Genomic DNA, 25,542 nt, shown 5'->3' with positions numbered 1-25,542 from the left:
GGCTTTAGTCCTCCTCAGGCGCAAACAGCGCAATCGTTTCGTCAGTTGTCAGCCGCTTATGCTGGCCTGCAAGCGCATAGCCTTCAGGGCACATATCGGCAAAAAATTCGGTGGTGAGCGGCGCGCCGCCCGCATTGTCAAACAAACCTGCGGCAAGGTTGATCTCGCCAGTCTCGCGCAGCCCGTACCAAAGCGTCGAGCCGCAGGTCGGACAGAAGCCGCGCTCGGCCCAATCAGAAGAGACAAAGCTCTTGGCTGGTCCGCTCAGGCGGATACTGCCCTCATCGGTCTTCAGAGACATAAACATGCTGCTCGTGTGACGGCGGCACATATCACAGTGACACGCGCGTACAGTTGGCGCTGTCACAGTGGCTCGCACTGTCACGGCGCCGCATAGGCACTGTCCGCTGATGTCTCTCGTTTCAGTCATTCGTCTCGTTTCTCGTCTAAGTCAGTCTAGTTGTCCTATGGGGGTGGCGCACGCACGGGTCACGATTGGCGTTTTGGCGAAAACCCGTTTTAGCGGTGCACGGGTTGTGCACGCAGTGTGCACGCTTTTCACCCCCCTAGAATCACTCCGCCGCGATTTTGTTAACAGCGGCAAATTTTGTTAGGATTGCATCGGCACAGTCGCGTCCGTCGCGGATGGCCCAGACAACAAGCGAGGCACCGCGCACAATATCGCCAATGGCGTAAACGCCTTCCAGCTCTGTCGCGCCCGTTTCGTACTCGGCCTTTACTGTTCCCCAGCGGGTCACTGGAAGCTCGGGCGAGTCCCAGAGTGTTGGCAGGTCTTCCGCCTCAAAGCCAAGGGCCTTGATCACAAGGTCTGCCGCTTCATTATAGTCGGCTCCCTCGATCACTTCAGGGCTCTGACGTCCGCTCACATCAGGTGCGCCAAGGCGCATCTTCTGGACCTTCACGGCGTTCACAGGGTTGCCAACAAAGCCTGCAGGTGCTGCAAGCCATTCAAAAATAACGCCTTCTTCTTCGGCATTGTTCACTTCACGCTGTGAGCCAGGCATGTTGGCGCGGTCACGGCGGTAAAGGCATTTCACGCTTTCCGCGCCTTGACGGATTGCTGTGCGCACACAGTCCATTGCCGTGTCGCCGCCGCCGATGACGACAACTTTTTTGCCCGCTGCGTTCAGTTCACCGCTTTCGTACTCTGGTACAGTGTCGCCAAAGCTGAGGCGATTGGAGGTTGTGAGATAGTCAATCGCGTTGACGATCCCGTCAGCCGCAGCACCTTCTCCACCAAGGTCACGAGTTTTGTAGACGCCCGTTGCGATGATCACAGCGTCATGCTGCCCGCGCAGTGCGCCAAAGGTAATATCGGTGCCAATGTTGCAGTTCAGCTTCATTGTCACGCCGCCCTGCTCAAGCTGGTCAATACGGCGCATAACAACGTCTTTTTCAAGTTTGAACCCAGGGATGCCATAGGTCAGCAGACCGCCGGCGCGGTCATAGCGGTCATAGACAGTGACTTGGATGCCCTGCGCCCGAAGCCGCTCAGCAGCAGCAAGACCACCCGGCCCCGCGCCAATGATGCCCACGCTTTCGGTGCGCTCCTGCGCTGGTGTAACAGGTGTGACCCAGCCGTTTTCCCAAGCGGTGTCGGTGATATATTTCTCGACGGCGCCGATGGTTACAGTGCCGTGGCCGGACTGTTCGATCACACAGTTGCCTTCGCAAAGGCGATCCTGTGGGCAGATACGGCCGCAAATCTCGGGGAAAGTGTTTGTCGCTTGGCTAACCTCATAGGCCTCCTTGAGGCGGCCTGTTGCGGTCAGGTTGAGCCAGTCGGGGATATTGTTGTGCAGTGGGCAGTGGTTCTGACAATAAGGAACACCACACTGGCTACAGCGGCTGGCCTGCTCTTCGGCCTTGGCCTTAGCATATTCTTGATAAATCTCGCCGAAGTCTTGCTTGCGCGCACCCGCCGCCCGCTTCTCAGGCATGTCACGTTCTACAGATACAAATTTCAGCATTGGTTGCTTTGCCACAGCCAAATCTCCCTCTTCTCGTTAAAGCCCTAATAATACACCATCAAAATAAAAGAAAGTCAGTTTTATTGACCTATTGTCAGAAAAGGCCGCGTCAGATTGTCAATTCTGCGAAAAAAGTTGAGATAATAAGTCCGAAACGGACCGATCAAGTATCTTTCCTTTTTCTCACAGCGCGCTATAGCTGCCACAAGACCAAGAAGAGCAGGGGCGCCCATGCCATTTTATCTATTGATTCTCGTCGCGCTGGTACAAGGCATCACAGAGTTCTTGCCCGTTTCTTCCTCGGGGCACCTCATTCTGATTTCTGAGCTGTCCTCTGCCCCCGATCAAGGACAAGCGATAGATGTCGCCGTTCATATCGGGACACTCTTCGCCGTCGTCATCTTCTTCTGGCGAGATGTAGCCATGGGTCTTGCCGGTATCCCCCGTATGCTCACAGGCCGCATAGACACTGCGGGATCAAAGCTCGCGTTCCTCCTGATGATTGCAACGATACCAGCAATCGCATTTGGTCTAGTTTTAAAGCTCACGGGCCTCTCTGATGCCATGCGCTCTATGACGGTAATCGGCTGGACAATGCTATTGTTTGGTCTGTTGCTCTGGTGGGCCGACCAGCGCGGAACAATTGAAAAAACTGAAGCTGACTGGACGACAAGAGACGCCATCAAAATGGGCCTTTGGCAAGCGGTCGCGCTCATTCCCGGGACGTCACGCTCAGGTATCTGTATCACAGCGGGCCGGATGCTTGGCTACTCGCGCCAAGATTCAGCAAAGCTTGCGATGCTTATGTCGATCCCGACAATTGTCGCCAGCGGCGTGCTCCTCGGCGTAGAAGTGATCGCAACAGCGGATGCTCAAGTCGCACGCGATGGCGCTGTCGCCGCGGTCATGTCTTTCGTTGCGGCGCTCTTCGCTTTGAGCATCATGATGCGGCTTCTGCGCAGCATTAGCTTCACACCCTACGTAATTTACCGTGTGGCGCTGGGTATTGTTTTGCTAGTGGTTGCCTATAGCGCTTAAATATTGAGGTTTTTGGCTGAATCGCGGATTGCGTCATACTGCCCAGACGGACGGTAGCGCCAAAGATAGCTCTCGATCACAGCTTCAGGCGCTGTTGCGACAATACCAAGGTCCGCAAAGGTTTTTGCACCCTCCTGAACAACATTGTCTGTCTTGAGCTGCTTTACCTGATCACGTGTGATGAGCCCGTTTCTTGCGATTCCAAATGTCAGGGTTTGCATAAGATCAAGACCCCAAGCCATCATACGCCCAACAAACATCGGAGCATTGAAAACAGGCTTCGTTCTGTGAACTTCCGCAAGGATCACATCAATCCAACCGCGCAGAGTTTTCGTTTCAGGTCCACCAAGCTCATATATGCCACTGGCTTTTCCTTGGACGCCCATCACAGCCGCGTTCGCAACATCCATAACATAGACAGGTTGGAACTTAGTGTTGCCTCCCATCAGCGGAAAGATCGGGCCCATGCGAGACATGCTTGCAAACCGGTTAAAGAACCCATCTTCCTGACCAAAGATAACAGAGGGCCGCAGGATCATCGCGCTGGGGAACTGAGCCAGAATACCAGCTTCGCCCGCGCGCTTAGTGCGGGCGTATTCGCTTAGCTCGTCACGATCGACACCCAATGCAGAGATATGCACGAGGTTCTTTACGCCATGCGCCGCAGCGATCCGGGCCACACGCTCTGCTCCATCGGCCTGGACGGCGTCAAAGTTGTTTTTGCCCGTGCGATCAAACGTGCCAACACAGTTCACGACAGCGTCAGATCCGCGTGTGACCGCTTCGACAGACGCATCATTACGAATGTTGCAGAACACTGGCTCAACTTGCCCAACGGCACCATAGGGACGCACATGCAAGGCTTCGTTCGGACGGCGCACGGCCACTCGAACACGCCAGCCTTTCATAGCGAGCTGCTGCGCTATATAGCGCCCAACAAATCCCGAACCGCCAAAAATGGTGACAAGCTTTGACATAGGGTGGCCTCCGTTTGGCTTAAAACTCGCCTTTTCCTACGCGCGCAAGCGGCTTTGGGCAAGGTGATATGGCGTGTTTGAACGTAAAAGCTTTTGAATCCCGTTGACAGCGCCTTTCCCCAAGCTTAAAGCGCTGCCATCGACACCTGCCCAGGTGGCGGAATGGTAGACGCGCTAGCTTCAGGTGCTAGTGTCTGTATGGACGTGGAGGTTCGAGTCCTCTCCTGGGCACCAATAACCAGTCGATTTCCCGATATAACCTAGCAAACGTTGATGTTGTGGCCTGCATGGGACCACTATCGGGACCGCTTTTGGGACCACTTTGTCGAGTTTGGGGGGTGGTTTGTCAGTCCTGGGCGGTCGGTTTGGGTTGCACTTGGTCAGGTTTGGGGAACACAGTCCTGAGCATGAATGATGAGATGCCGATAAACCTTCCCCGCTATGTGTTCCGCCGTGCCAATGGCAGCTTCCGGTATAAGCGCAACGTCCCAAAGCACCTGCGGGCTCTGCTTGGGAAGGATACGCTGTATCGCCAGTTGGGGGACAGCTACCGAGAGGCCATGCAGGCTCTGCCCTTGGTACATGCGCGGGTTGAGGCTCTGCTGAATGACGAGACCAACAAGTCTGCCCGAGAGCGGAGTGTTGAGCTCATCCGAGGGGCGCTTGGGGATGAGGTGGCAGACCTTGTGCTGGCGGAGGCTGTGCCTGAGTACTCCCCGATTGAGGATGCGCTGAATGACCTGGGCAAAGCGCTGCATAAGCAGAAGCTGCCTGCGGAGGTGGTGCAGCAGGTCTACTCGGGCCGCCTGAAGCCAGACACCATGACGCTGGAGAAGGCCCTGCAGGAGTATGTGGCCTACAAGTCAGATACACCCAAGGCTGCCCGAGAGATTGGCCAGCGGGTGGAGCGGTTGCGCACAGATATGCAGGCTGTCTTCGGCAAGCAAAAGCTCAAGCACGTAGCTTTGTCAGACATCACCCGACAGGATGCCAACGAGTTGCGGGACCACTTGCTGAGCAGGGTCTCCGCCAACAGTGCCGTGAGGATGCTGGGGGTTGTAAGGACAGCCATCAACCATGTGATTGTGGAACATGCACTGACCCTCCCGAATGTGTTCACGAACCTGAAGATCAAAGGGGCAGGGGCCAGCAAGCACGACAGACTTCCCCTTAAAGACACTCAACTCTCCCTCCTTGAACCAGCCTTCTCGGGAGATGCCACAGCCTGGGCTCTGTATGTCACGCTGAGAGATACAGGAGCCAGAGTGTCAGAGGTATCTGGCCTGAGGATCAAAGACTGTGACCTCGTGGCCAAGTGCCTGCACATAAGCCCCACCCCTTGGAGAGGCCTGAAGACCACCAACTCGCAGCGCTCTGTGCCACTCTCAGCAGAGGCTGTGGCAGCGCTCGGCAAGCTCATCCAGAACCAGACCTCAGACCCAGAGGCACCGCTGTTTGCCCGCTACGCCAAGGAGCGTGGGGCTGACAGTTGCTCGGCCATGCTCATGAAGCGCCTACGCACCGTCATCACCGACAAGAAGCTGACCATGCACAGCCTTCGCCACCGCATGAAGGACAAGCTACGCAACACAGGCTGTCCAGAGGCCATATCGCTCGCCATCCTTGGGCACAGCACCAACACAGTCGCCGCCAACTACGGCTCAGGCTACGCGCTGGAGGTCATGCGGGAGCACCTGGAGAAGGTGTGGCAATGACGGAGCCACAGGATATTTTTTGCAAAGACAAAGCCCGAGCATTCAACCCGTTCTTGTGTGCGAGCAGCGATAAGCTGAAGGCACTGATCAGAGAAGTGCAAACACAGCTGGAGGGTTATGAGGCCTTCCACAAGAGCCGCAAGCGTGCTCGCAGGGCAGTTGATCAGATCACCTATGAGCGAACCCTTGAGGCGATCCTGTGTGACCTCTGTGCTGTTGCTCTGGAACCAGAACACAACAGTCTCCACCTGCCGCTGAGCAACAAAGTCCTGAGATCAAAGTCCCGGTACAAGGGAACAGCCTTGGGCAAGACCCTACCAGACCTCTTGACCATGATGTCAGCGCCCGAGATGGACTTTGTGCTGATCGAGAAGGGACACAGCACCTTTGAGGTGGTCGATGATGATCTGAACGTGGCCTTTGTGGGAGGACGACAAACCATCCTGATGCCAGGCCCCAAGCTACTCTCTCGGATTGAACGCTACGCGATCACAAGAGATGACCTCAGCCAGGCCGCTGAAGAGGAAGTGGTGATCCTGCGCTCTCCCAAGCGTCACGCGAACAGCATTGCAGAGTATGAGGACTACGAGGACGATCCGACCACTCAGGCTCTGCGGGATCAAATGAGAGACATCAACGTCTGGCTCCACGCAGCAGACATCACTTGCAGCCATCTTCAGGTGAACCCAACACAACGCCGTCTGCGCCGCATCTTCAACAACTCAGACTTTGCCCAAGGGGGTAGGCTCTACGGAGGGTTCTGGCAGGCGATGTCTTCAGAGGAACGTCAGGAACACATCCGCATCAACCAGGATGCTGTGGTGGAGTTGGACTACGGCCAAATGAGCCTTTTGCTTTTGTATGCTGAAGCTCAAGCACAACAACAACTGCCCTCAGGGGACCTTTATGACCTCTCTGAGTATGGCATCCCAGTGACCTGCCGCCCAGGTATCAAGAAGGTGATGCAGGCGATCATCAACAGTCCAGCGCTCCCCAAAAGGCTGCCCAAGGGGGCTCGTAAGCACATCCCATCAAGGATCAGCATGAGAGAGCTCCTTACCGCTGTGGAGCAGAAGCATCCCGCAATCTTCCCCTTGATGACCTCAGGCCTAGGCATGCAGCTCTTCCGCACGGAGGCGGATATCCTTGTGGGGGTTCTGGAAGCCCTCAGGTGCCAGGGTGTTGTTGCGCTGCCCATCCATGATGCTGTTCTTGTTGCTGATGCAGACAAAGGCACAACGATGAGGATCATGAAGGAGACCTTCAAGGATTACACCGGGATCACCCCTCAGGTCCGCCTGGGGTAGGGCCTGCAAGCCCACCGCTGGTGTCCCTCCTGGCAAGACGAGAGGAAGACCTGCAAGAGCTACCCTCAAGGGTATGAGTACCACCTGTAAGGCTAGGTGTTGTTGTGTGTGGGTAAAAGAAGAACAGAAGAACAATACCACCCTAGGGTGGATCCTAAGGGGGTCCTCCAACCCTCCTCATATAGGGGACCCGTATGGAGCTCCCCAAGGCATCACCAAGGATCAATGACCTGTAACACCGCCGAGGACGTCATCCTGTATCCCGACACACCCCCAGCAAGCACCTGAGAGTAACTCACAAGGGCTCTCCACAGGGAGATCCAAGGACTGGCCCTAGAGGGTGAGTATGGCTGTGATGAATAACAGAAGAACAATACCACCCTAAGGGGGCCCTAACAGGCACCTGAGGGGAACCCTGGGAGGGGACCCTACGCGCTGTCCACCTAGGGGGCCCGTAAGAGCTGGGGGTACACCCAAAAGCAAAATATGTGCCTGGATACTTGGATGCTTGGATAGTTGGTACAGCGCCCAACCGTTGCCACTGTATCACCTTGGGGATCGATAAAGGCACACCTTTTATGAGTTGAAAGTGCCTGGAGAGTTGGAGAGTTCACCTCTAGAGCGCTGATATTGTGCCATAATCTACTCTCCAGGGAGGCGCGTGCGCTTGGAGAGTTGCTGGCGAGTTGCGGTGTTACTTTGGCGAGTTGGGCTGTCTCAAGCCCCCCGCAAAAACTGAGGAGTTCCTCGCATCTATGGTGATCACAATCATCATGGAGACCGATCATGTTTACGACCTTTACGGCCCTTGTTCTTGCAGGGGGTGGGCTTCGGCTTGTCCTGCATTGGCAGCTGAAGCGACGCTGGGACATCTCACTGGCAGTGCCCCAGGCTCTGGCAGGGGCGCTTGTTGTTCTGGCGGGACTGCCTGAGTTCCTCAAGCCCTTTCCCTTTCCAGTACCACTGAGCCTCATCCTTGGCCTGCTGCTGCCTGACCTTCTGCTGAGGAGGGGCTGAGATGGATCAGCACAGACCCCCCATCACGCCAGGCTGCACAGTGCTGATCGCTGGCTTTGACGACATCCCAGAGCATGCGTTCCTGGTCGAGGAGGTCTTTGAGGACCTCATCACTGGGACAGCCCTCACAGGACCTCTCTCTGGGGAGTACGGAGAACCAGACATTGCGTTGGTTCTTCGGGTCCTTCCTGGACCAAACTAGCCCAAGCAGGCGTCAGGGAAGGGCTTAGTCCCTGACGCATGTTGTTCTGCATCACAAAACCCAACCCACAACCCACAAGCGGGGCAATTGCCCCAGAAAGGAGACGTCATGTCGCCACAGATCAAATACGCCTACAAGAGGCACAACACCTGGATCTACCGCAGAACCTACCCCAAGGCGCTGCAGCCGATCCTCGGTAGCGCCCTCAAGCAATCCCTCAAGACCAGCGATGCCACCCAAGCCAAGCTGCGTGTGGCTGAGCTCAATCAAACCTTCACAACCCTCATCAAGGAGGCTCAGGCCCATGCCGCTGCTACCTCTCTCACCGTTACTCCCCCTGATACCCTCACTGCTGTCCAAGCTCCTCGACTGGGGGTTACTCGCCCTCGATATCAGCGTGCTCGTCTTGTGGGCGATGGGTTGGTAGCGGAGCTTGCGCAAGCCTACCTGACAGAAGCCTCTGAGCGCCTACGTCCAGGCAGTTACAAGTCGGTGCGCTTTGCCCTGTCACTGCTGACCTCGCATTTGGGTCAGCAAGCTGTCGGAGACCTCACGCTCATCCAGGGCAAGGAGGTGCTCGGCTACATCATCCAGCTCTCTCCCAACGTGCGCAAGTACAGGGAGGGGAAGAAGGCTGGCCTGGCTGAGCTTGCAACGCTCTCCCAGGAGAACGAGAGCACCACGCTGGCACCCCAGACACAGGCACGTATCCTGAAGCAGATGTCCCAGTTCCTTGACTGGTGTGTTGGGGAAGGGGAGCTGCAGACAAACCCCTGGGAGGTCATCAAGGTCAAAGACAGGCCAGAGGTAAATCCGCATGGTATGTTGGGTGATGAGCAGGTGCGTATCCTCCTCAGCGCCAAGGACAGGGTGCTGCACAGTGCTCTGCTCTTCGGGCTGCTCACAGGTATGCGCTCCGGTGAGATCTGCGGGCTCATGGCGGAGGATGTCACAGCCAAGGGCAACCTCGGCCGCTTCATCAGCATCAAGCCCAACAGGGTCCGCTTGCTGAAGTCCAAGGCAGCAGAGCGGGAGGTGCCTCTGCATGGGGTGCTGGAGCAGCTGCTGGATAATGTGCTGCCAACGTCAGGAAGGCTCTTCCCGCAGCTCAGCGTGGACAGGGTGGTCAAACGCTATGCGTACCTGCGCAGGCGTCACCCTGAGCTCAGCGGCACGGTGTTCCACTCCACCCGCAAGTGGTTCATCACCCAGTGTGAGCGTACTGGTGTCCCCGAGCACTTCACCGCAAGTCTCGTCGGGCATCACTCCGCAAGGTCCGCCAATAAGCTGACCTACGGGCTGTACTCCGCGGGGATCAGTGATGACCAGAAGCGGGAGATCGTGGACGGGGTGAGGCTGCCAGACTGGGAGGGCACATCATGAGCTGCCTCCATACAGAAGACCCGAGCCTAATCCCTGACATCGAGGCCTTCGAGGAGCGGGCTGCCATCGTACAGTATGATGGGGGGCTGACACTTGATGAGGCAGAAGACCTTGCCGCTCAGGGCCAAGGCTTTGGCAGTGTCGCAGACTACTGGCGCTGGCTGGCCACCTACGTCGTCAATCGAGGGCTAGCCAAGGCTAACCAAAAATAACCCCCGTCCGGCGGCTCATTGCGAGTGGTCGGGCGGGGAAATGGCGACTGATTTTTTTTCGGGAGCAGAATTGAGCTGGTGAGAATATTGGTGTCAATCGGAGTGAACGCAAGAAAACCCCAAAGTGACAAATGCTGCGCCATGCACATTTCTACAGGAATGGCGGAATGCAGACATTCGCTGCGATTTGTTCCGAGGTCTGCTTTGCGGACGAAGCTAGCTTTCGATGCCTTTGCCCAGGAGGCTGCTTTAATGCTCAAGGCACTCGCCCGTTGACACGTTTTAGCCTTGGTGGTTTTCAGGTTCCTTCAAACGCGGCCAATGCGGGTGATAATCGTCGATAACTATTGGATGGCTGTGGGAGCGCCCGTCCTGCAGATGGGGATGATCCACTGGCAGATCATCGTGGGTATGTTCAACAACCCCTGCATCATCACGCGGCCAGAGGATAACGCCTCCTGCCATTCCGGTTGCGGCCAGAAAGGCCAATACAGCAAGCGCCGTTACTGCATCAAATTCAGTAATCAACCACCCGGCCAAGGGATAGGCGACCAGCCAGCAGGCATGGGACAGGGCAAACTGTGCGGCGTAGACGGCGGTTCTGTCTTCGGCATGTGCGGAGCGTTTGAGCAGTCGTCCGGATGGGGTCAGGACCGTCGAATAACCCACCCCAATCACCAACCACCCTGCCAAGAGCGGATACCACCCTACGCCGTTGATCACCGTCAGTGCGGCCAGACCAAGAAGAGTGACGACCAGCACAGCAGCACCAAAGATCATCACGGGTCGGTCGGGCCGGTTGTCCAGAAGGCGTGGCAATATGAGGGCGGCAAGCATGGAACCGCCTCCGAATGCGCCAAGCGCTATGGCGACCTGCGTATTATCTAAGCCCAGATCTGAACGCACCAGCACGACAGTATTGACCAGAACCATTGCGCCTGCCGCCGCTGCGGCGAGGTTCAGGGACAGAAGCCCGCGCAGGCGCGGTGTAGCAAGATAGATTCGGAGTCCTCGCGTTGTGCGGTCATAAATCCCGCGCTGCGCCGTTTCCTGCGGGCTGGGCAGCAACACGGAAACCACGAGCAGAGCAGAGCCGACAAAGCCGATGACAGTCCCGAAGAACAACGCTTGATAGCTGACAAAGGCCAGCAGGATCGCGGCCAGCATCGGGCTGATTATATTTTCCAGATCATAGGCCAGCCGCGACAGGGACAGTGCGCGAGTGTAGCGCTCTTCTTCAGGTAGGATATCCGGAATCGTCGCCTGAAATGTCGGCGTGAACGCGGCAGATGCGGATTGCAGCACGAAGATCAGGACGTAGACCTGCCAGACTTCGCTGACGAACGGCAGGCAAAGCGCCACGGCGGCGCGGATCAGATCGAGGCTGACAAGCATGGTGCGGCGTGGCCAGCGGTTGGCAAAAGCACCGGCAATGGGGGCGATGCCGACATAGGCCACCATCTTGATCGTGAAGACCGTTCCGAGCACCAGCGCTGCGCGTTCCTCAGCGAGATCAAATGCAAGCAGGCCGAGCGCCACAGTGGCCAGACCCGTTCCCAGAAGGGCAACTATCTGGGCCAGAAAGAGATGGCGGTAGGTGCGGTTAGCAAGGACGGAAAGCATATAGAAACCTCAGAGATACTTGGTGATGGCCTTGAACTGCGCCGTTGCAGGCGTTCCTTCACCGCCCGCGCCAGCCATAGCCGCATCAAGGCAATGGTCGATATGGTCCTGAATCAGGGTGCGCTTGGCTTGGGTGATAGCCTTTTCGACGGCATGGAGCTGCTGGGCGATGTCGGCGCAAGGGCGCTGCGCCTCGATCATCTCTATCACGCTCAGAAGATGCCCGTCGGCACGTTTCAGCCGCTTGACGATGGCTGGATGGGTTGCATGTTGGGTGTGTTTTGTCATAAACAACGATTATCCCCCCTAGGAGGATAGAGCAAGCGGGCTGTGACCTGCGGAAACGGGCAGATGGAACGACAGACGATATCATTCCTGCGCTTTGCATTGACAATCGCTTTGGCGGTGGGAATTGTGCTGTCGTCGAATGCGCAAAGTCAGTCGAATGATCTTGCCAAAATCGCGGAGATCATGACCCAGCATCAGTCCGAGATCGAAGATCACGGCCATGTCCATGAAGACATTGTGGATGTGATTCACGCCTATCAGGGCCACGCGCATGAAATGGCCGACCACGACCACAACGTAGCCTTGCTGCCGCCCAAACGAAGCACAGGGTTCATCACCCCTGCACGCACTAATTGGTCCATGGCAGAGATCGCATTGTCGGATCGCAGGGCCTTCGATCTGGACCGACCACCGCGTACCTGAGGTCGCGCCAAACGGCACTCGAACCCAAAACCTCAATAAAGCGGAATTCTATAAATGAAACACAACCGAACCTTCGGGTCGGTGGTTGCAGCGCATCCCATGCGTCAGCCCCTGATCCTTATGGCGATGATCGCACTGGCCTTGCTGGCCTTTGCCTCAACCGCCTTTGCCCATGCCGTCACAGAAGGCGACAAGGGCTATATTCAGGAGGTCAGCGGCAAGAAGCTGATCCCCTTCATGTATCTGGGGGCCAAACATATGGTCACGGGATACGACCATTTGCTGTTCCTCTTTGGCGTCGTCTTCTTCCTCTACAAGATGAAGCATGTCGCTATCTATGTCAGCCTGTTTGCCATCGGCCATTCCACCACCATGCTGGCTGGCGTCTATTTCGGTTGGAACGTCAGCGCCTACCTGATCGACGCCATCATCGGCCTCTCGGTTGTCTACAAGGCGCTGGACAATCTGGGGGCCTATCAGCGGTGGTTTGGATTCCAGCCCAATACCAAGGCCGCGACGCTGATCTTCGGCTTTTTCCACGGACTGGGGCTTGCGACCAAAATCCTTGAATATGAGATCGCCCAAGACGGCCTGATCCCCAACCTACTGGCCTTCAATGTGGGAGTCGAGATCGGCCAACTGATCGCGCTCGCAATGATCCTGATCGTCATGGGGTATTGGCGCAAGCAGGCCAGCTTCTGGAAACATGCCTACACCGCAAACGTCGTGATGATGTCGGCCGGGTTCATTCTGATCGGATATCAGATGACCGGCTATTTCGTCGCTTGAACACTTAGGAGAATATAAAATGCACAACGGAAACAAACCCAACCTCGACGAGCTGCCAACATCGGCACAACTCATCAAATCGACCATCCTTGCCGCTGTTGCGGCCGTGGTCATTCTGGTCACAGTGGTCCTGCCATCGGAATACGGGATCGACCCCACCGGCATCGGCAAGGCCGTAGGACTGGCCGAAATGGGCGAAATCAAGGTCCAGCTTGCGGAAGAAGCCGAGGCCGACCGCCTGCTGGAACTTCAGAACAGTGGAGCCATTGAAGAGCAGTCCAGCCTTGGAGGCGGTTTCTTCAGCTTCTTTGTCGGTGCAGCACATGCCCAGACGGCAGACTCGGAATGGACCGACCAATTCAGCGTGACCCTGACACCCGGCGAAGGGATCGAGGTCAAGCTGGTCATGGAGGAAGGCGCGGAGGTTGAATATATGTTCGTCGCTGAAAACGGCGTCGTCAATTATGACCTGCACGGTGATGGTGGCGGCGAAAACATCAGCTATGAAAAAGGCCGTGCGGTCGTAGGCGACGAAGGTGTGTTGACTGCCGCCTTCACCGGAAACCACGGTTGGTTCTGGCGTAACCGCGACGGGCAGGACGTGACGATCACGCTCTTTGTCCGTGGCGACTACAGCGAAATGAAGCTGCCATAAGAACCAAGTGGCCTCTGCCGGATGGCGGGGGCCACTTCTTGGAAGCGGACATTAGCCGCGTTGCAGAAAATCGGTAAAGAGGGCTCTTTCCAGACCTTCGCCGCAACAGGCGCGAACGGCTGCTAAGGGCCGGAAGCAGACCTGCCAACCCGCCCAGCTTTGGGTGCAAGCCACAAATCGTCACTCTGACTTAATGTATAAATGGGACCGCTTTCGGGACCACTTCTGAGTTTTGCGCTGACGCTAAGTCCCTGCAAAGCAACATCAATCGCGGAAGTACGACGTCCTCTCCTGGGCACCAATAACCAGTCGTTTTTCCGATAAAACCTAGCAAACGTTGATGCTGTGGCCTGCATAGGACCACTTTCGGGACCGCTTTTGGGACCACTTTGTCGAGTTTGGGGCGGGATTTGTCAGTCCTGGACGGTCTGTTTGGGTTGCACTTGGTCAGGTTTGGGGAACACAGTCCTGAACATGAATGACGAGATGCCGATAAACCTTCCCCGCTATGTGTTCCGCCGTGCCAATGGCAGCTTCCGATATAAGCGCAACGTGCCAAAGCACCTGCGAGCCCTGATTGGGAAGGACACGCTGTATCGCCAGCTGGGAGACAGCTACCGTGAGGCCATGCAGTCGCTGCCCTTGGTGCACGCCCGTGTTGAGGCTTTGCTGAATGACGAGACGAACAAGTCTGCACGAGAGCGCAGTGTGGAGCTTATCCGAGGCGCACTTGGGGATGAGGTGGCAGAGCTTGTGCTTGCAGAGGCTGTACCTGAGTACTCCCCGATTGAGGATGCGCTGAATGAGCTTGGCAAAGCGCTGCACAAACAGAAGATGCCTGCGGAGGTGGTGCAGCAGGTCTACTCGGGTCGCTTGAAGCCAGATACCATGACGCTGGAGAAGGCCCTGCAAGAGTATGTGGCTTACAAGTCAGACACACCCAAGGCCGCCAGAGAGATCGGCCAGCGGGTGGAGCGGTTGCGCACAGATATGCAGGCTGTCTTCGGCAGGCAAAAGCTCAAGCATACGCCTCTGACGGACATCACTCGACAGGATGCCAACGAGTTGCGGGACCACTTGCTGAGTAGGGTCTCCGCCAACAGTGCCGTGAGAATGCTGGGAGTTGTGCGCACAGCCATCAACCATGTGATTGTGGAACATGCACTGACCCTCCCGAATGTGTTCACGAACCTCAAGATCAAAGGGGCAGGGGCCAGCAAGCACGACAGACTTCCCCTGACAGACACTCAACTCACCCTCCTTGAACCAGCCTTCTCGGGAGATAATACAGCCTGGGCTCTGTATGTCACGTTGAGGGATACAGGAGCACGGGTGTCAGAGGTATCTGGCCTGAGGATCAAAGACTGTGACCTCGTGGCCAAGTGCCTGCACATAAGCCCCACCCCTTGGAGGGGCCTGAAGACCACCAACTCGCAGCGCTCTGTGCCACTCTCAGCAGAAGCTGTGACAGCGGTCGGCAAGCTCTTCCAGAACAACGCGCAAGACCCAGAGGCACCGCTGTTTGCCCGTTACGCCAAGGAGCGAGGGGCTGACAGCTGCTCGGCGATGCTGATGAAGCGCCTTCGCACCGTCATCACTGACAAGAAGCTGACCATGCACTCGCTGCGCCACCGTATGAAGGACAAGCTCAGAAACACAGGCTGTCCAGAGGCCATCTCGCTTGCCATCCTTGGGCACAGTACCAACACAGTCGCCGCCAACTACGGCTCAGGCTATGCGCTGGAGGTCATGCGGGAGAACCTGGAGAAGGTGTGGCAATGACAGAGCCGCAGGATATTTTTTGCGGCAAAACGGAAGAGCAGGCTGAAGTGTTTTGCATCACTGTAAGCCTAAGGCGTTAAAGGCAAAAAGAAAGCCGACATTTATGAATAATACATAGCTGTATTGTTTGTTTTTGGGATTAGAAAAAACAGGTGTTTGGAGCTCCCAAACCCTTATGATTTATATATTACATATTACGACTTATCCCTTAATCCTTACCTTTTGAACCTTATCCATTACCCCACCTCAGGTTAGCGCCTGGGGTGCTTTTGTATTGAGAAAGATGATTACCAACATGACCAAATATTTTGACCAAAAGCTCTCACAGGACGCGCTGGAAACCTATCAGGGTTACAGCCTGCAGGTCTTTACCTCGGGCCGCTTCAAGTTGTCCTTCCACATCACCCATGCACAGCGTGTCGAGTATTACGGTGAGTGTCCCAAGCGATACCGTACCGCCTATGAAAACCAACACAGCAGAAGCCATCAGAACATGACTGACCACTTTGAGATTGTGGCAGATGTCTTGGCGGCGTCTCCGCATTCCCTTGTGCACCGTGTGCATCTGAAAGGTGACAACAATGCTACGGCTGACAACGCCCATATTGTCACGGACACTGACGCTTCTACCTGCCATGTGATCCTCAGCAGTCTGCATCATCAATGGCATCTACCTGATGAGGTGATCCAGGCTTTGCTGTCAGCGTCAGGCCCCAGAAAAGGCGCAGCTTCTTGCTTCAATGAATATATGCCCAGTTACGAGCACGACTGGCAGGATATAGAATTTGAGATGACTGATTGGCTTAAGGGCTACCGGTCTCCCTGCAAAGGTCAGGGAAACAATGGCTTCCATGCAGTGCCACACCATGACGATGATATGTTCTAGGAACATAGCCCTCACTGTACGCAGCAGTGGGGGTTTTGCGTTATAAGGCAGTTAACGAGTTGTGGTGGAATTTTGCTTTGTGCAACGTATGGTCGCAACAAAGGATAAATGCTGCATGCCCAAGAATGACAAAAAAAACTCCAGCCTTGTCGATCTTGACGATAACATCGTTCGCGATGCGATCCAAAAGACACTTGGCCGCCAATACACTGACGAAGAAATCGAGAATATGGCCCTAGATTTGGCCAGTGAAAGCCCTGAGTTTCTGGAGCTGGAGCGGATTTATGAGCAAGGCTTGGGAAGTTATCCCTTTGCGGATCATGAAGTCTTTGTTCCTGTTGATGAGGAGGGTGACGCAATCATCCCCTCGGATATTGAGGTTCTGAAGTATTTGTCATCGCAATTTGTGCGCCGGGAAATGGTGTTCTTTGAGCTGGGCAAGCTAGATAAATCAATAACGCGTGCAGACCTTGCGATGGTTGTGTTCGCTAGGGTGCGAGCAAGCTTTCCAAGCTTTGAAATTGGGCCTGAAAAGCTCAAGGCACTGATGGATGCTCTCACAAATAACCCCACTGCAGAGCCTGGTATGACAATTCCTGTCTGGAACGGTGTGGTGGAATCTGTTCCTGGTAAGACTGCAAGGTTGACGTTTGATGGTGGGATGTATGCCGTGAACGCGTGGATCGAGCCAGCGTTTCGCAAATTACGCAACATAGAACCAAACATGAAAGTCTTTGACCGCTTCCTCAACTTCATCTTCAAAAACACCTCTGAAAAAGAAGTGTTTCTTGATTGGCTTTCGTGGTGCTTGCAAAACGAAGCGGACAAACCGTCCTGGGCAATATTTCTGTTCTCTGAACGTCATGGAACAGGGAAATCAACACTTGCTTCCATTGTGAAGCAGCTTTTTGGCGAAGAGAATTCCTCGGAACAGCAAGGCATTAAGCCGATTATCGATAGGTTCAATAAGCCAATCTTGTTGAAGAAACTGATTTATGCGGAGGAGGTAAAAGTTGCGCAGAACTCTGATGATGGGAACAAGCTGAAAACTTTGATCTCTGAACGCCAAACGATGGCTGAGGGCAAAAACAAAGATATTGAGCCGATAGACCATAGATGTTGCTTCATATTGACGACGAACCACAAACCCATTTGGCTTGAAGCTGGTGATCGTCGGTTTTACATCATCCACTTGGATCACGAAGGTTATGCTGCTGGTGGCGCTGCATATGATGATTTTGTGAAGCTGGTTGCTGAAGTAAAGTATGCTTATGCGTCTGATAAGGGCATTGCTGAATTGTATCGGGCCCTGTTGCGTCGACCTCAAGCTGAGAATTTCAATCCATATTCGTTGAATGTGAATGAGCTGGCCACGGAGGTCATGCGAGAAATAAGTGCATTGGCACCTGACGTTGTTGAAGAAATGCTTGGGGAGTTCCTGGAGGAACATAAAATAAGGTTCGTCCCCGTAAGATATGCAAACAAGCTGCTTTCGTATTTTGCGCATCGCAATCCGAATGCTGCGAAATACAGCTTTGACCGTTTGGGCTGGAAAAAGAAAAAGTTCGCTTGGGGCGGGCAGGGATCAGCACACGCGTTTTACCACCCCGATGCTCATCCAGAGCGAGGTATGCTCCAAACGGTTCACTACAAGCAGAGCATTGAAGCTCACCTGAATGAGGTGCTTGCTCCAGCTTTGGAAGAAATCGGCTTTGGTATCAAATATGAATATCTAGACCGCGACATGAAAAAGCCCGTCGATGATGCCCCCTTTTGAACAAAGCGTGGATGCGTGGCTTTCCTCAATGGAAGTGCGATTGCGTGGCTTCGTCCGAGGTGATTTGTTTTTGATTGCTCAAACGCCTGACAAGGAGTGGTGGGCGCAGGTGATTGATGATGCTACGGTTACGGCTGTTCTGATCAAAGATCTCCTTGCTGAGGCAAAACTCTCGGTTGGAGGTTGTCTGGAAGCCTCTCAAGGAAGATCAAAGCGTATCTCTGTGAAGGGAAAACAGGTTTACGCCTACCAACTGATATACTGGGCAGGAAATGCGTTGATACCGAGCAGCGAAGATGTTGTGCGCCACAAGTGTCACAATCGCCGCTGCATCAACCCGTTGCACCTGACGCATGGGACGCAGCTGGACAACGTGAACGACACGCGGGATCGATAAAGGCACACCTTTTATGAGTTGAAAGTGCCTGGAGAGTTGGAGAGTTCACTCCTAGAGCGCTGATATTGTGTCATAATCTACTCTCCAGGGAGGCGCGCGCGCTTGGAGAGTTGCTGGCGAGTTGCGGTGCTGCTTTGGCGAGTTGGGCTGTCTCAAGTCCCCCGCAAAAACTGAGGAGTTCCTCGCATCTATGGTGATCACAATCATCATGGAGACCGATCATGTTTACGACCTTTACGGCCCTTGTTCTTGCAGGGGGTGGGCTTCGGCTTGTCTTGGAGTGGCAGCTGAAGCGACGCTGGGACATCTCACTGGCAGTGCCCCAGGCTCTGGCAGGGGCGCTTGTTGTTCTGGCGGGACTGCCTGAGTTCCTCAAGCCCTTACCCTTCCCAGTGCCACTGAGCCTCATCCTTGGCCTGCTGCTGCCTGACCTTCTGCTGAGGAGGGGCTGAGATGGATAAGCATACACCACCCATTACGCCAGGCTGCACTGTGCTGCTTGCTGGCTTTGACGACATCCCAGAGCATGCGTTCCTGGTCGAGGAGGTCTTTGAGGACCTCATCACTGGGACAGCCCTCACAGGACCTCTCTCTGGGGAGTACGGAGAACCAGACATCGCTTTGGTTCTGCGGGTCCTTCCTGGACCAAACTAGCCCAAGCAGGCGTCAGGGAAGGGCTTAGTCCCTGACGCACCTTGTTCTGCATCACAAAACCCAACCCACACCCCACAAGCGGGGCCATTGCCCCAGAAAGGAGACGTCATGTCGCCACAGATCAAATACGCCTACAAAAGGCACAACACCTGGATCTACCGCAGAACCTACCCCAAGGCACTGCAGCCGATCCTCGGCAGCGCCCTCAAGCAATCCCTGAAGACCAGCGATGCCACCCAAGCCAAGCTGCGTGTGGCTGAGCTCAACCAAACCTTTACAACTCTCATCAAGGAGGCTCAGGCCCATGCCGCTGCTACCCCTCTCACCGTTACTCCCCCTGATATCCCCACTGCTGCCCAAGCTCCTCGACTGGGGGTTACTCGCCCTCGATATCAGCGTGCTCGTCTTGTGGGCGATGGGCTGGTAGCGGAGCTGGCCCAAGCCTACCTGACAGAAGCCTCTGAGCGCCTCCGTCCAGGCAGTTACAAGTCGGTGCGCTTTGCCTTGGAGTTGCTCTGCTCGCATTTGGGGAACGAGCAGGTAGGAGCGCTGACCCAAGCACAAGGTCGGGAGGTACTCGGCTACATCACCCAGCTCTCTCCCAACGTGCGCAAGTACAGGGAGGGGAAGGGGGCCACCTTGGCTGAGCTTGCAACGCTCTCCCAGGAGCAGGAGAGCACCACGTCGGCACCCCAGACCCAGGCGCGTATCCTCAAGCAGATGTCCCAGTTCCTTGACTGGTGCGTTGGGGAAGGGGAGCTGGAGACAAACCCATGGGGAGCCCTCAAGGTCAAGGACAGGCCTGAGGTCCATCCCCACGGCATGCTGAGTGATGCGCAGGTGCGTATCCTCCTCAGTGCCAAGGACAGGGTGCTGCACAGTGCTCTGCTCTTCGGGCTGCTCACAGGTATGCGCTCCGGCGAGATCTGCGGGCTCATGGCTGAGGACGTCACAGCAAAGGGCAACCTTGGGCGCTTCATCAGCATCAAGCCCAACAGGGTGCGCTTGCTGAAGTCCAAGGCAGCAGAGCGGGAGGTGCCTTTGCATGGGGTGCTGGAGCAGCTGCTGGATACCACCCTGCCAACGTCAGGACGGCTCTTCCCGTACCTCAGCGTGGACAGGGTCGTAAAGCGCTACGCCTATCTGCGCAGGCGTCACCCAGAGCTCAGAGGCACGGTGTTCCACTCCACCCGTAAGTGGTTCATCACCCAGTGTGAGCGCACAGGCGTTCCAGAGCACTTCACCGCAAGCCTCGTCGGGCATCACTCCGCAAGGTCCGCCAATAAGCTGACCTACGGGCTCTACTCGGCGGGGATATCCGACGCCCAAAAGCGGGAGATTGTGGACGGGGTGAGGCTGCCAGACTGGGAGGGCACATCATGAGCTGCCTCCATACAGAAGACCCGAGCCTAATCCCTGACATCGAGGCCTTCGAGGAGCGGGCTGCCATCGTACAGTATGATGGGGGGCTGACACTTGATGAGGCAGAAGACCTTGCCGCTCAGGGCCAAGGCTTTGGCAGTGTCGCAGACTACTGGCGCTGGCTGGCCACCTACGTCGTCAATCGAGGGCTAGCCAAGGCTAACCAAAAATAACCCCCGTCCGGCGGCTCATTGCGAGTGGTCGGGCGGGGAAATGGCGACTGATTTTTTTTCGGGAGCAGAATTGAGCTGGTGAGAATATTGGTGTCAATCGGAGTGAACGCAAGAAAACCCCAAAGTGACAAATGCTGCGCCATGCACATTTCTACAGGAAGGGCGGATAGCGGAATTTCGCTGCAAGTGCGAGCCACCCACGTTGCGAGGCTGCAAGCGGACGCTCATCCAAATTCAAAACCGGATTTTCCCGATGAGATTTTACGTGTAGCTATGGTATGGATTTTGGGGCAAAGCTATCCGCCTGTTGCCGATCGGCCGCGAAACCTACCAACCAAATTTCGTCAAGACAGCAGCCCACGCGCGATTATGGTGCGTTGAATTTCTGAAGACCCTTCGTAAATCCGGAAAATGCGCAGGTCGCGCAGGTAGCGTTCCAACGGGAAATCGCGGGTATATCCATAGCCGCCGTGGATTTGCAGAGCCCTATCCGCAATGCGCCATGCGGCTTCGGTTGCGTATAGTTTGGCGAGTGCTGACTCGGTCGAGTACCGCTCGCCAGTGCCGCGTTTGACAGCCGCTTGCATTGACAGCGCCCGGGCTGCCGCCAGTTCGGTAGCGCAATCGGCCAGCATGAATTGCAGGCCTTGAAAGTCACCAATTGGATGGTCGCCGACTTTACGCTCCTTGGCGTAAGAGATAGCGGCATTAAGCGCCGCAGCGGCTATGCCGGTGGCCTGCGCGGCAACTTCAATGCGCCCGTTGTCCAGCACTTTCATCGCCGTGCGAAACCCTGTGCCTTCATCGCCAAGGCGGTTCGCCTCTGGCACCCAGCAGTCGAAGGTGATGCCAAACACATGCCCGCCTTTCAACCCCATTGTCCGCTCGTTCGGGGCGATATCGACACCCGTGATCGCCTTGGGCTCCACGACAAAGGCGCTGACACCGCGCGCGCCGGCTGTTTTATCTGTCTTTGCATAGACCACGATAAAGTCAGCCGCACCGGCGTTGGAAATGAAACACTTGCTCCCCTTGATCCGGTATCCTTCGCCTTCCCGCACAGCGTAGGTTGTCATATCCGCGGGGTTGGAGCCGGCCTGAGGCTCTGTTAAAGCGAATGCACCCAAGGTGTTGCCCGCAGCAGCATCAGGCAACAGACGGGCTTTGAGGACAGCATCCCCGCCCAACAAGACCGAATCTGTTGCCAGAAAATGCGCTGTCAGCATCGACGCGGTCGAGCCGCACGCCCCCGCGACGGCCTCAACCGCTGCATAAAGCGCCGGGCCGGACAGGCCCAGGCCCCCCGCGTCTTCGGGCAGATTCATCCCCATCAGACCCATCTCGGCCATGGCGGGCAAATGAAGGATCGCAAAGGTCGCTTCCTCGTCAAGCTGCGCGGCCTTGGGGGCCAAAACCTCTTGCGAGAACCGCTCAATCTGGCTGATTACGGTACGTTCGTCCTCAAACATGGGATAGTTCATTTGCTGTCTCCTTTGGCCAGTGTGGCCAGAATTTCTGCTGCATTTGCGTTCAACCCCGGTGCCGCAGAGCGGCCCCCGCGGGCGGCACCACTGAAATGCACCGGTTGCTCTGGCACGTTCCGGCGCCCCAAGACAGGGTGCTCTACCTCTGACGCGAGGCCGCGCTCTACGGCTTGCGACGAGGCCCAGGCCTGCGCAACTGATTGGATCTCAGACGCCGGAATCCCGCTTGCAGACAGGCTGGCAACAACTTCGCCCACGTTGCGTGCGCCGGCCCAGAGCGCGATCTGTTCGGCGAGGGCAGGTTCGTTTTCGCGGCGCAGCTTGTCAGTGAGGAACCGCGGATCACCCGCCAGTTCAGGCTGTTCGATGACCTCACAGAACGTTCCGAACAAACGATCGTTCAACACCGCCACAGCAAAATGCCCGTCCCCAGCCGGATAGGTGCCAAAAGGGGCAGACAGCGCGTGCCGGTTGCCGGTTCGCGTGGGGGCTTCACCGCCCATCAAAGTGCGGCAGGCCAACACCGGCATCATCGATGTTAGCGCATCAAAAAGTGCGACATCCACGTGCCGCCCTTTGCCTGTCCGGCTGCGGTCAAACAAGGCCACCATCGTGCCCCACGCCGCAAAAAGCCCGCCTGCCACATCGCCCAAAGCTTCGCCGATCATCGTCGGTGTGCCGTCCGGCTCTCCCGTCACATCCATCAGGCCGCTCATGGCTTGAATGATGATATCATACGCCGGTTTGGCCGTGTTGCTGCCCGTCTGCCCAAAGCCGGAAACCGACACATAGACCAGCTTTGGAAATGCGGCGGACAGGGCCTCAACCCCAAGGCCCAGCTTCTCCATCACACCAGGGCGAAAATTCTCGACAAGGACATCCATATCCGCCAGCAGCTGTTTGATTTTGGCAATATCCGCCTCAGACTTCAGGTTCAGAACAATAGAGCGTTTGCCCCTATTTATCGATTGAAACAAAAGGCTCTCGCCGCGCTCGAACGGCCCGATATGGCGATAGTCATCCCCGTGGGCGGCCTCCACTTTGATGACATCGGCGCCCAGATCGGCCATGAGTGCTGTGCAATAAGGGCCAGCGAGCACGCGGGTGAAGTCCAGCACGCGCACCCCGTCAAGCGGCTTTGTGTTTGTCGTGGTTGATGTCTGCTCCATGTAGTACCTCCGGCTTGAATGGCTGGAGTTTACGTTGGGAATTGGTATATATTGAAATATAGAATTCTCATAGAGCGATAGATGAAACCTATACCCATAAGCCTACGGCAAATTGATTACGTGATTGCCACGGCGGACGGGGGCAGCACAGCCGCCGCCGCGCGCATATTGAACGTGTCACAGCCATCCGTATCCTTGGCGATTGCGAAAGTAGAGGAACACTTCGGTCGTCCCCTGTTTGCACGCACCGCAGGCCAAGGGATCGCTCCTACGCATTATGGTCAACAAAAACTTGGTGAGTTCAGGCGCTTGCGTATAAACGCCCAGCGTACGTTGAATGCCGACATGGCAGAGAACGCCATCCTAAATCTTGGCGTTTTTTCCACCCTTGGCCCGCGTTATGCGCCAAGGCTGGTGCGTGGCTTTCAAGATGAAACCCCAAGCATCCAAGTGCGCCTGCACGAAGCAAATCTCGAAACTCTCTCTGGATGGCTGGAGACCGGCCGGATTGATGTCGCCCTCATCTATGATCTGGGCCTCCCCTCAACCCTCGAAATTACGCCGCTTGCAGATATACGGCCCTATGGCCTGTTACCCGCAGGGCATCCGTTGGCGGGCCGAAAGGCCATCAGCATGGCCGAATTACTGCAAGACCCTCTGATTTTGATGAGCTTGCCACATAGTCGCGGCTATTTTCTCACCTTGGCTCAAATGCACGGGATTAGCCCAACGATTGCCTACGAAACCGCATCTGTCGAGATGCTGCGTTCGATGGTCGCGAACGGTCTGGGCGTTGGGCTTCTGGCGACCGATATTCCGCATGATACCGCGTATGATCAACGGCCCGTTGTACGGATGCCTCTCACCGGAAACCTGGCACCTCATCGCATTGCTTTGGCACGGTCAGGGCAATTGCGATCAAACCCTTTGGTCAATCAATTCACTGCATACGCGCAAAGTGCCTTTGCAGCAGAATCTGCACTTTTGCAGGAATATGGACCATGAAATGGACTGCGGAAGCTTATAAGCGCCCGTCCGCGAGATAAGTTTCTGAATGCACGCCATCATTTTTATGCCTCCAAGCCGTTTTGGCAAAGACCGTCATTGTCGTGATAAACTCTGGCGACAGCTCTCACCGCGCGTAAGCGGTGCTCAGGTATCTAACTCGACCAGAGTAGATTAGTCGGCTCTGTGACCAATAGGTTGGGGTGTCGAATTGCCGAGACCGGACATTGGCGTGACTTCAACGAGGGCCGGCATTGTCCGCAGACCGACGTTTCAGCCGACAACATGCTGCAAGATGCACGAATGACTGGTTCGACGGGCCGCACCGCAGCATTGGGTAGGGTATTGCCAAGTTGTTGCTGGCCCATTGTGAAACATTGGCAACCGTTGGATCATGCCGCCATTTCGGCGGTGTAATCGGACCAGAGGTTGAACGCATCAGTGCGGGCGTGGCGGTATGAGGTTGCGTTCAGTTGATAGCGGCGCGGTCGGAAGATCAGGTTGATCTGGTCATGTGCTGACAGAAACCTTTGAGCCTGCCGGTGGGATTTGAATCGGCCAAATATTTTCTCTCGTTTACGCGTCGGCCTGTGCGACACTTCGATCGCATTGTTCAAACCCTTGTGGGCGCGATGATCCGCGCCCGGTGCCAGTTTACTGATGGGCTGGATGTAACTGCGCAACTTGTCGGTGATCACGACCCGTGGTTCGCCGAACAGGGTGATCAATCTTTGGAAGAACCGCTTTGCGGCCTTTGCGTTTCGGCGTGTTTGCACGAGAATATCGAGCACGTCGCCATTTGCGTCGATCGCGCGCCACAACCAATGTTTCTTGCCACGGATTGTAATAACGACTTCGTCAAGATGCCATTTGTCGTTCGGTTGCGGTCGATCCCGGCGGATGCAGTTTACGAAATGTTGCCCAAAGCGATTGACCCATAGCCGGATCGCCTCACGGCTGACAACCACGCCCCGCGCTGCCAACAGGTCCTCGACATCCGCCGTGCTCAGTGCAAAGCGATGGTACGCCCAAACCGCGTAAGCAATGATCTCGCGGGGGTAGCGGAAGCCTTTCAGGCGCAGCATATGGGTCGGAATGTTCATGGGACCGACATAGCTTGATCAAACCCGGCCAACAACTTGGCAATACCAAGCGCAGAGCTGATGATGAAAA

27 protein-coding genes and 1 tRNA gene are annotated in these 25,542 nt (G+C 55.9%); 20 read left to right on the top strand and 8 right to left on the bottom strand.

The features are described 5' to 3' along the window. Positions 1 to 4: 4 nt before the first annotated feature. Positions 5 to 430 (bottom strand): GFA family protein, encoded by a 426-nt coding sequence (locus DSM117340_RS15040; protein WP_089893576.1) that lies wholly within the window; start codon positions 428 to 430, stop codon positions 5 to 7. A 142-nt stretch (positions 431 to 572) separates the two neighbouring features. After that, positions 573 to 2,006, bottom strand: coding sequence for an NAD(P)-dependent oxidoreductase (locus DSM117340_RS15035; RefSeq protein WP_089893752.1), 1,434 nt, complete (start codon positions 2,004 to 2,006; stop codon positions 573 to 575). Between the two features lie 216 nt (positions 2,007 to 2,222). Between DSM117340_RS15035 and DSM117340_RS15030 the strand changes: the two genes are divergently transcribed. Further along, a complete protein-coding gene (locus DSM117340_RS15030) occupies positions 2,223 to 3,029 on the top strand; it encodes an undecaprenyl-diphosphate phosphatase (RefSeq protein WP_089893580.1) in 807 nt (268 codons plus the stop codon). On the opposite strand, the gene DSM117340_RS15025 is transcribed toward DSM117340_RS15030, so the two are convergent. Beyond that, positions 3,026 to 4,006, bottom strand: coding sequence for a complex I NDUFA9 subunit family protein (locus DSM117340_RS15025; protein WP_089893583.1), 981 nt, complete (start codon positions 4,004 to 4,006; stop codon positions 3,026 to 3,028). The genes DSM117340_RS15030 and DSM117340_RS15025 overlap by 4 nt on opposite strands. Positions 4,007 to 4,154: 148 nt before the next feature. Between DSM117340_RS15025 and DSM117340_RS15020 the strand changes: the two genes are divergently transcribed. The 7 genes from DSM117340_RS15020 (at position 4,155) to DSM117340_RS14990 (ending at position 9,842) form a co-directional block, all read left to right on the top strand. Beyond that, a tRNA-Leu gene (locus tag DSM117340_RS15020) sits at positions 4,155 to 4,240 on the top strand. A 173-nt stretch (positions 4,241 to 4,413) separates the two neighbouring features. Beyond that, on the top strand, positions 4,414 to 5,721 hold the full coding sequence (locus tag DSM117340_RS15015) for a site-specific integrase (protein WP_354689797.1): 1,308 nt from the start codon (positions 4,414 to 4,416) through the stop codon (positions 5,719 to 5,721). Continuing rightward, entirely contained in the window at positions 5,718 to 7,028 is a 1,311-nt protein-coding gene (locus DSM117340_RS15010) for a hypothetical protein (RefSeq protein ID WP_089894707.1), read from the top strand. The genes DSM117340_RS15015 and DSM117340_RS15010 overlap by 4 nt, the downstream gene beginning before the upstream one ends. Positions 7,029 to 7,814: 786 nt before the next feature. Further along, positions 7,815 to 8,045 carry a hypothetical protein gene (locus tag DSM117340_RS15005; protein WP_089894780.1) on the top strand — a complete coding sequence of 77 codons (231 nt, stop codon included), beginning with the start codon at positions 7,815 to 7,817 and terminating at the stop codon, positions 8,043 to 8,045. Between the two features lies 1 nt (position 8,046). Then, positions 8,047 to 8,247 carry a hypothetical protein gene (locus DSM117340_RS15000; protein WP_089894777.1) on the top strand — a complete coding sequence of 67 codons (201 nt, stop codon included), beginning with the start codon at positions 8,047 to 8,049 and terminating at the stop codon, positions 8,245 to 8,247. Between the two features lie 108 nt (positions 8,248 to 8,355). Further along, complete coding sequence (locus DSM117340_RS14995) at positions 8,356 to 9,630, top strand: DUF6538 domain-containing protein (protein ID WP_354689796.1); 1,275 nt, start codon at positions 8,356 to 8,358, stop codon at positions 9,628 to 9,630. Next, entirely contained in the window at positions 9,627 to 9,842 is a 216-nt protein-coding gene (locus DSM117340_RS14990; RefSeq protein ID WP_282058892.1) for a hypothetical protein, read from the top strand. The genes DSM117340_RS14995 and DSM117340_RS14990 overlap by 4 nt, the downstream gene beginning before the upstream one ends. 282 nt (positions 9,843 to 10,124) lie before the next feature. Here the strand turns inward: DSM117340_RS14990 and DSM117340_RS14985 are convergent, their stop codons facing one another. Both DSM117340_RS14985 and DSM117340_RS14980 read right to left on the bottom strand, forming a co-directional pair. After that, entirely contained in the window at positions 10,125 to 11,465 is a 1,341-nt protein-coding gene (locus tag DSM117340_RS14985; protein ID WP_354689795.1) for an MFS transporter, read from the bottom strand. Positions 11,466 to 11,474: 9 nt separating this feature from the next. Further along, positions 11,475 to 11,753: a metal-sensing transcriptional repressor gene (locus tag DSM117340_RS14980; RefSeq protein WP_354689794.1), complete on the bottom strand. Its 279-nt coding sequence runs from the start codon at positions 11,751 to 11,753 to the stop codon at positions 11,475 to 11,477. Between the two features lie 63 nt (positions 11,754 to 11,816). Here DSM117340_RS14980 and DSM117340_RS14975 point away from each other — a divergent pair, with 63 nt between their 5' ends. The 11 genes from DSM117340_RS14975 to DSM117340_RS14925 all read left to right on the top strand — a co-directional run bounded on the left by DSM117340_RS14975 (position 11,817) and on the right by DSM117340_RS14925 (position 20,711). Continuing rightward, positions 11,817 to 12,176, top strand: a complete 360-nt coding sequence (locus DSM117340_RS14975) for a hypothetical protein (protein WP_354689793.1) — start codon at positions 11,817 to 11,819, stop codon at positions 12,174 to 12,176. A gap of 120 nt (positions 12,177 to 12,296) precedes the next feature. After that, complete coding sequence (locus tag DSM117340_RS14970; protein WP_354690044.1) at positions 12,297 to 12,965, top strand: HupE/UreJ family protein; 669 nt, start codon at positions 12,297 to 12,299, stop codon at positions 12,963 to 12,965. Positions 12,966 to 12,984: 19 nt separating this feature from the next. Continuing rightward, positions 12,985 to 13,620 (top strand): transmembrane anchor protein, encoded by a 636-nt coding sequence (locus tag DSM117340_RS14965; RefSeq protein WP_354689792.1) that lies wholly within the window; start codon positions 12,985 to 12,987, stop codon positions 13,618 to 13,620. Between the two features lie 474 nt (positions 13,621 to 14,094). Next, positions 14,095 to 15,402, top strand: coding sequence for a site-specific integrase (locus DSM117340_RS14960; RefSeq protein WP_354689791.1), 1,308 nt, complete (start codon positions 14,095 to 14,097; stop codon positions 15,400 to 15,402). Between the two features lie 295 nt (positions 15,403 to 15,697). Next, positions 15,698 to 16,288 carry a hypothetical protein gene (locus tag DSM117340_RS14955; protein ID WP_271437555.1) on the top strand — a complete coding sequence of 197 codons (591 nt, stop codon included), beginning with the start codon at positions 15,698 to 15,700 and terminating at the stop codon, positions 16,286 to 16,288. A gap of 115 nt (positions 16,289 to 16,403) precedes the next feature. Beyond that, a complete protein-coding gene (locus DSM117340_RS14950) occupies positions 16,404 to 18,065 on the top strand; it encodes a primase-helicase family protein (RefSeq protein WP_354689790.1) in 1,662 nt (553 codons plus the stop codon). Beyond that, positions 18,049 to 18,462: a hypothetical protein gene (locus tag DSM117340_RS14945; RefSeq protein ID WP_354689789.1), complete on the top strand. Its 414-nt coding sequence runs from the start codon at positions 18,049 to 18,051 to the stop codon at positions 18,460 to 18,462. Before DSM117340_RS14950 ends, DSM117340_RS14945 begins: the two co-directional genes overlap by 17 nt. A gap of 221 nt (positions 18,463 to 18,683) precedes the next feature. Beyond that, entirely contained in the window at positions 18,684 to 18,914 is a 231-nt protein-coding gene (locus tag DSM117340_RS14940; protein ID WP_089894753.1) for a hypothetical protein, read from the top strand. Position 18,915: 1 nt separating this feature from the next. Then, positions 18,916 to 19,116, top strand: a complete 201-nt coding sequence (locus tag DSM117340_RS14935) for a hypothetical protein (protein ID WP_354689788.1) — start codon at positions 18,916 to 18,918, stop codon at positions 19,114 to 19,116. 108 nt (positions 19,117 to 19,224) lie between these two features. Then, positions 19,225 to 20,499, top strand: coding sequence for a DUF6538 domain-containing protein (locus DSM117340_RS14930; RefSeq protein ID WP_354689787.1), 1,275 nt, complete (start codon positions 19,225 to 19,227; stop codon positions 20,497 to 20,499). Further along, entirely contained in the window at positions 20,496 to 20,711 is a 216-nt protein-coding gene (locus DSM117340_RS14925) for a hypothetical protein (protein ID WP_282058892.1), read from the top strand. Before DSM117340_RS14930 ends, DSM117340_RS14925 begins: the two co-directional genes overlap by 4 nt. A gap of 344 nt (positions 20,712 to 21,055) precedes the next feature. On the opposite strand, the gene DSM117340_RS14920 is transcribed toward DSM117340_RS14925, so the two are convergent. Together DSM117340_RS14920 and DSM117340_RS14915 are read right to left on the bottom strand one after the other, a co-directional pair. After that, positions 21,056 to 22,192, bottom strand: coding sequence for an acyl-CoA dehydrogenase family protein (locus tag DSM117340_RS14920; protein ID WP_089894698.1), 1,137 nt, complete (start codon positions 22,190 to 22,192; stop codon positions 21,056 to 21,058). Continuing rightward, positions 22,189 to 23,364 (bottom strand): CoA transferase, encoded by a 1,176-nt coding sequence (locus DSM117340_RS14915; protein WP_282058639.1) that lies wholly within the window; start codon positions 23,362 to 23,364, stop codon positions 22,189 to 22,191. Before DSM117340_RS14915 ends, DSM117340_RS14920 begins: the two co-directional genes overlap by 4 nt. An 81-nt stretch (positions 23,365 to 23,445) precedes the next feature. Between DSM117340_RS14915 and DSM117340_RS14910 the strand changes: the two genes are divergently transcribed. Continuing rightward, entirely contained in the window at positions 23,446 to 24,369 is a 924-nt protein-coding gene (locus tag DSM117340_RS14910; RefSeq protein WP_218140897.1) for a LysR family transcriptional regulator, read from the top strand. A gap of 392 nt (positions 24,370 to 24,761) precedes the next feature. Here DSM117340_RS14910 and DSM117340_RS14905 read toward each other — a convergent pair whose 3' ends face one another. After that, positions 24,762 to 25,472, bottom strand: a complete 711-nt coding sequence (locus DSM117340_RS14905; protein WP_089894562.1) for an IS6 family transposase — start codon at positions 25,470 to 25,472, stop codon at positions 24,762 to 24,764. Positions 25,473 to 25,542 lie beyond the last annotated feature (70 nt).

It is taken from the genome of Lentibacter algarum, from assembly GCF_040580765.1.
In the GTDB taxonomy this organism is placed as follows: domain Bacteria; phylum Pseudomonadota; class Alphaproteobacteria; order Rhodobacterales; family Rhodobacteraceae; genus Lentibacter; species Lentibacter algarum.
The sequence above is the reverse complement of the archived record's forward strand: the minus strand, read 5'-3'. Positions and strand labels throughout refer to the sequence as shown.

Coding starts and splice junctions, on each gene's coding strand:
- DSM117340_RS14920 (WP_089894698.1), bottom strand. CDS start 22,192: ATGAACTATCCCATGTTTGAGGACGAACGTACCGTAATCAGCCAGATT.
- DSM117340_RS14985 (WP_354689795.1), bottom strand. CDS start 11,465: ATGCTTTCCGTCCTTGCTAACCGCACCTACCGCCATCTCTTTCTGGCC.
- DSM117340_RS15005 (WP_089894780.1), top strand. CDS start 7,815: ATGTTTACGACCTTTACGGCCCTTGTTCTTGCAGGGGGTGGGCTTCGG.
- DSM117340_RS14960 (WP_354689791.1), top strand. CDS start 14,095: ATGAATGACGAGATGCCGATAAACCTTCCCCGCTATGTGTTCCGCCGT.
- DSM117340_RS15010 (WP_089894707.1), top strand. CDS start 5,718: ATGACGGAGCCACAGGATATTTTTTGCAAAGACAAAGCCCGAGCATTC.
- DSM117340_RS14975 (WP_354689793.1), top strand. CDS start 11,817: ATGGAACGACAGACGATATCATTCCTGCGCTTTGCATTGACAATCGCT.
- DSM117340_RS14945 (WP_354689789.1), top strand. CDS start 18,049: ATGATGCCCCCTTTTGAACAAAGCGTGGATGCGTGGCTTTCCTCAATG.
- DSM117340_RS14990 (WP_282058892.1), top strand. CDS start 9,627: ATGAGCTGCCTCCATACAGAAGACCCGAGCCTAATCCCTGACATCGAG.
- DSM117340_RS14915 (WP_282058639.1), bottom strand. CDS start 23,364: ATGGAGCAGACATCAACCACGACAAACACAAAGCCGCTTGACGGGGTG.
- DSM117340_RS15040 (WP_089893576.1), bottom strand. CDS start 430: ATGACTGAAACGAGAGACATCAGCGGACAGTGCCTATGCGGCGCCGTG.
- DSM117340_RS14930 (WP_354689787.1), top strand. CDS start 19,225: ATGTCGCCACAGATCAAATACGCCTACAAAAGGCACAACACCTGGATC.
- DSM117340_RS14925 (WP_282058892.1), top strand. CDS start 20,496: ATGAGCTGCCTCCATACAGAAGACCCGAGCCTAATCCCTGACATCGAG.
- DSM117340_RS14970 (WP_354690044.1), top strand. CDS start 12,297: ATGGCGATGATCGCACTGGCCTTGCTGGCCTTTGCCTCAACCGCCTTT.
- DSM117340_RS15000 (WP_089894777.1), top strand. CDS start 8,047: ATGGATCAGCACAGACCCCCCATCACGCCAGGCTGCACAGTGCTGATC.
- DSM117340_RS15025 (WP_089893583.1), bottom strand. CDS start 4,006: ATGTCAAAGCTTGTCACCATTTTTGGCGGTTCGGGATTTGTTGGGCGC.
- DSM117340_RS14910 (WP_218140897.1), top strand. CDS start 23,446: ATGAAACCTATACCCATAAGCCTACGGCAAATTGATTACGTGATTGCC.
- DSM117340_RS15015 (WP_354689797.1), top strand. CDS start 4,414: ATGAATGATGAGATGCCGATAAACCTTCCCCGCTATGTGTTCCGCCGT.
- DSM117340_RS14950 (WP_354689790.1), top strand. CDS start 16,404: ATGCCCAAGAATGACAAAAAAAACTCCAGCCTTGTCGATCTTGACGAT.
- DSM117340_RS15030 (WP_089893580.1), top strand. CDS start 2,223: ATGCCATTTTATCTATTGATTCTCGTCGCGCTGGTACAAGGCATCACA.
- DSM117340_RS14905 (WP_089894562.1), bottom strand. CDS start 25,472: ATGAACATTCCGACCCATATGCTGCGCCTGAAAGGCTTCCGCTACCCC.
- DSM117340_RS14980 (WP_354689794.1), bottom strand. CDS start 11,753: ATGACAAAACACACCCAACATGCAACCCATCCAGCCATCGTCAAGCGG.
- DSM117340_RS14940 (WP_089894753.1), top strand. CDS start 18,684: ATGTTTACGACCTTTACGGCCCTTGTTCTTGCAGGGGGTGGGCTTCGG.
- DSM117340_RS14955 (WP_271437555.1), top strand. CDS start 15,698: ATGACCAAATATTTTGACCAAAAGCTCTCACAGGACGCGCTGGAAACC.
- DSM117340_RS14995 (WP_354689796.1), top strand. CDS start 8,356: ATGTCGCCACAGATCAAATACGCCTACAAGAGGCACAACACCTGGATC.
- DSM117340_RS14965 (WP_354689792.1), top strand. CDS start 12,985: ATGCACAACGGAAACAAACCCAACCTCGACGAGCTGCCAACATCGGCA.
- DSM117340_RS14935 (WP_354689788.1), top strand. CDS start 18,916: ATGGATAAGCATACACCACCCATTACGCCAGGCTGCACTGTGCTGCTT.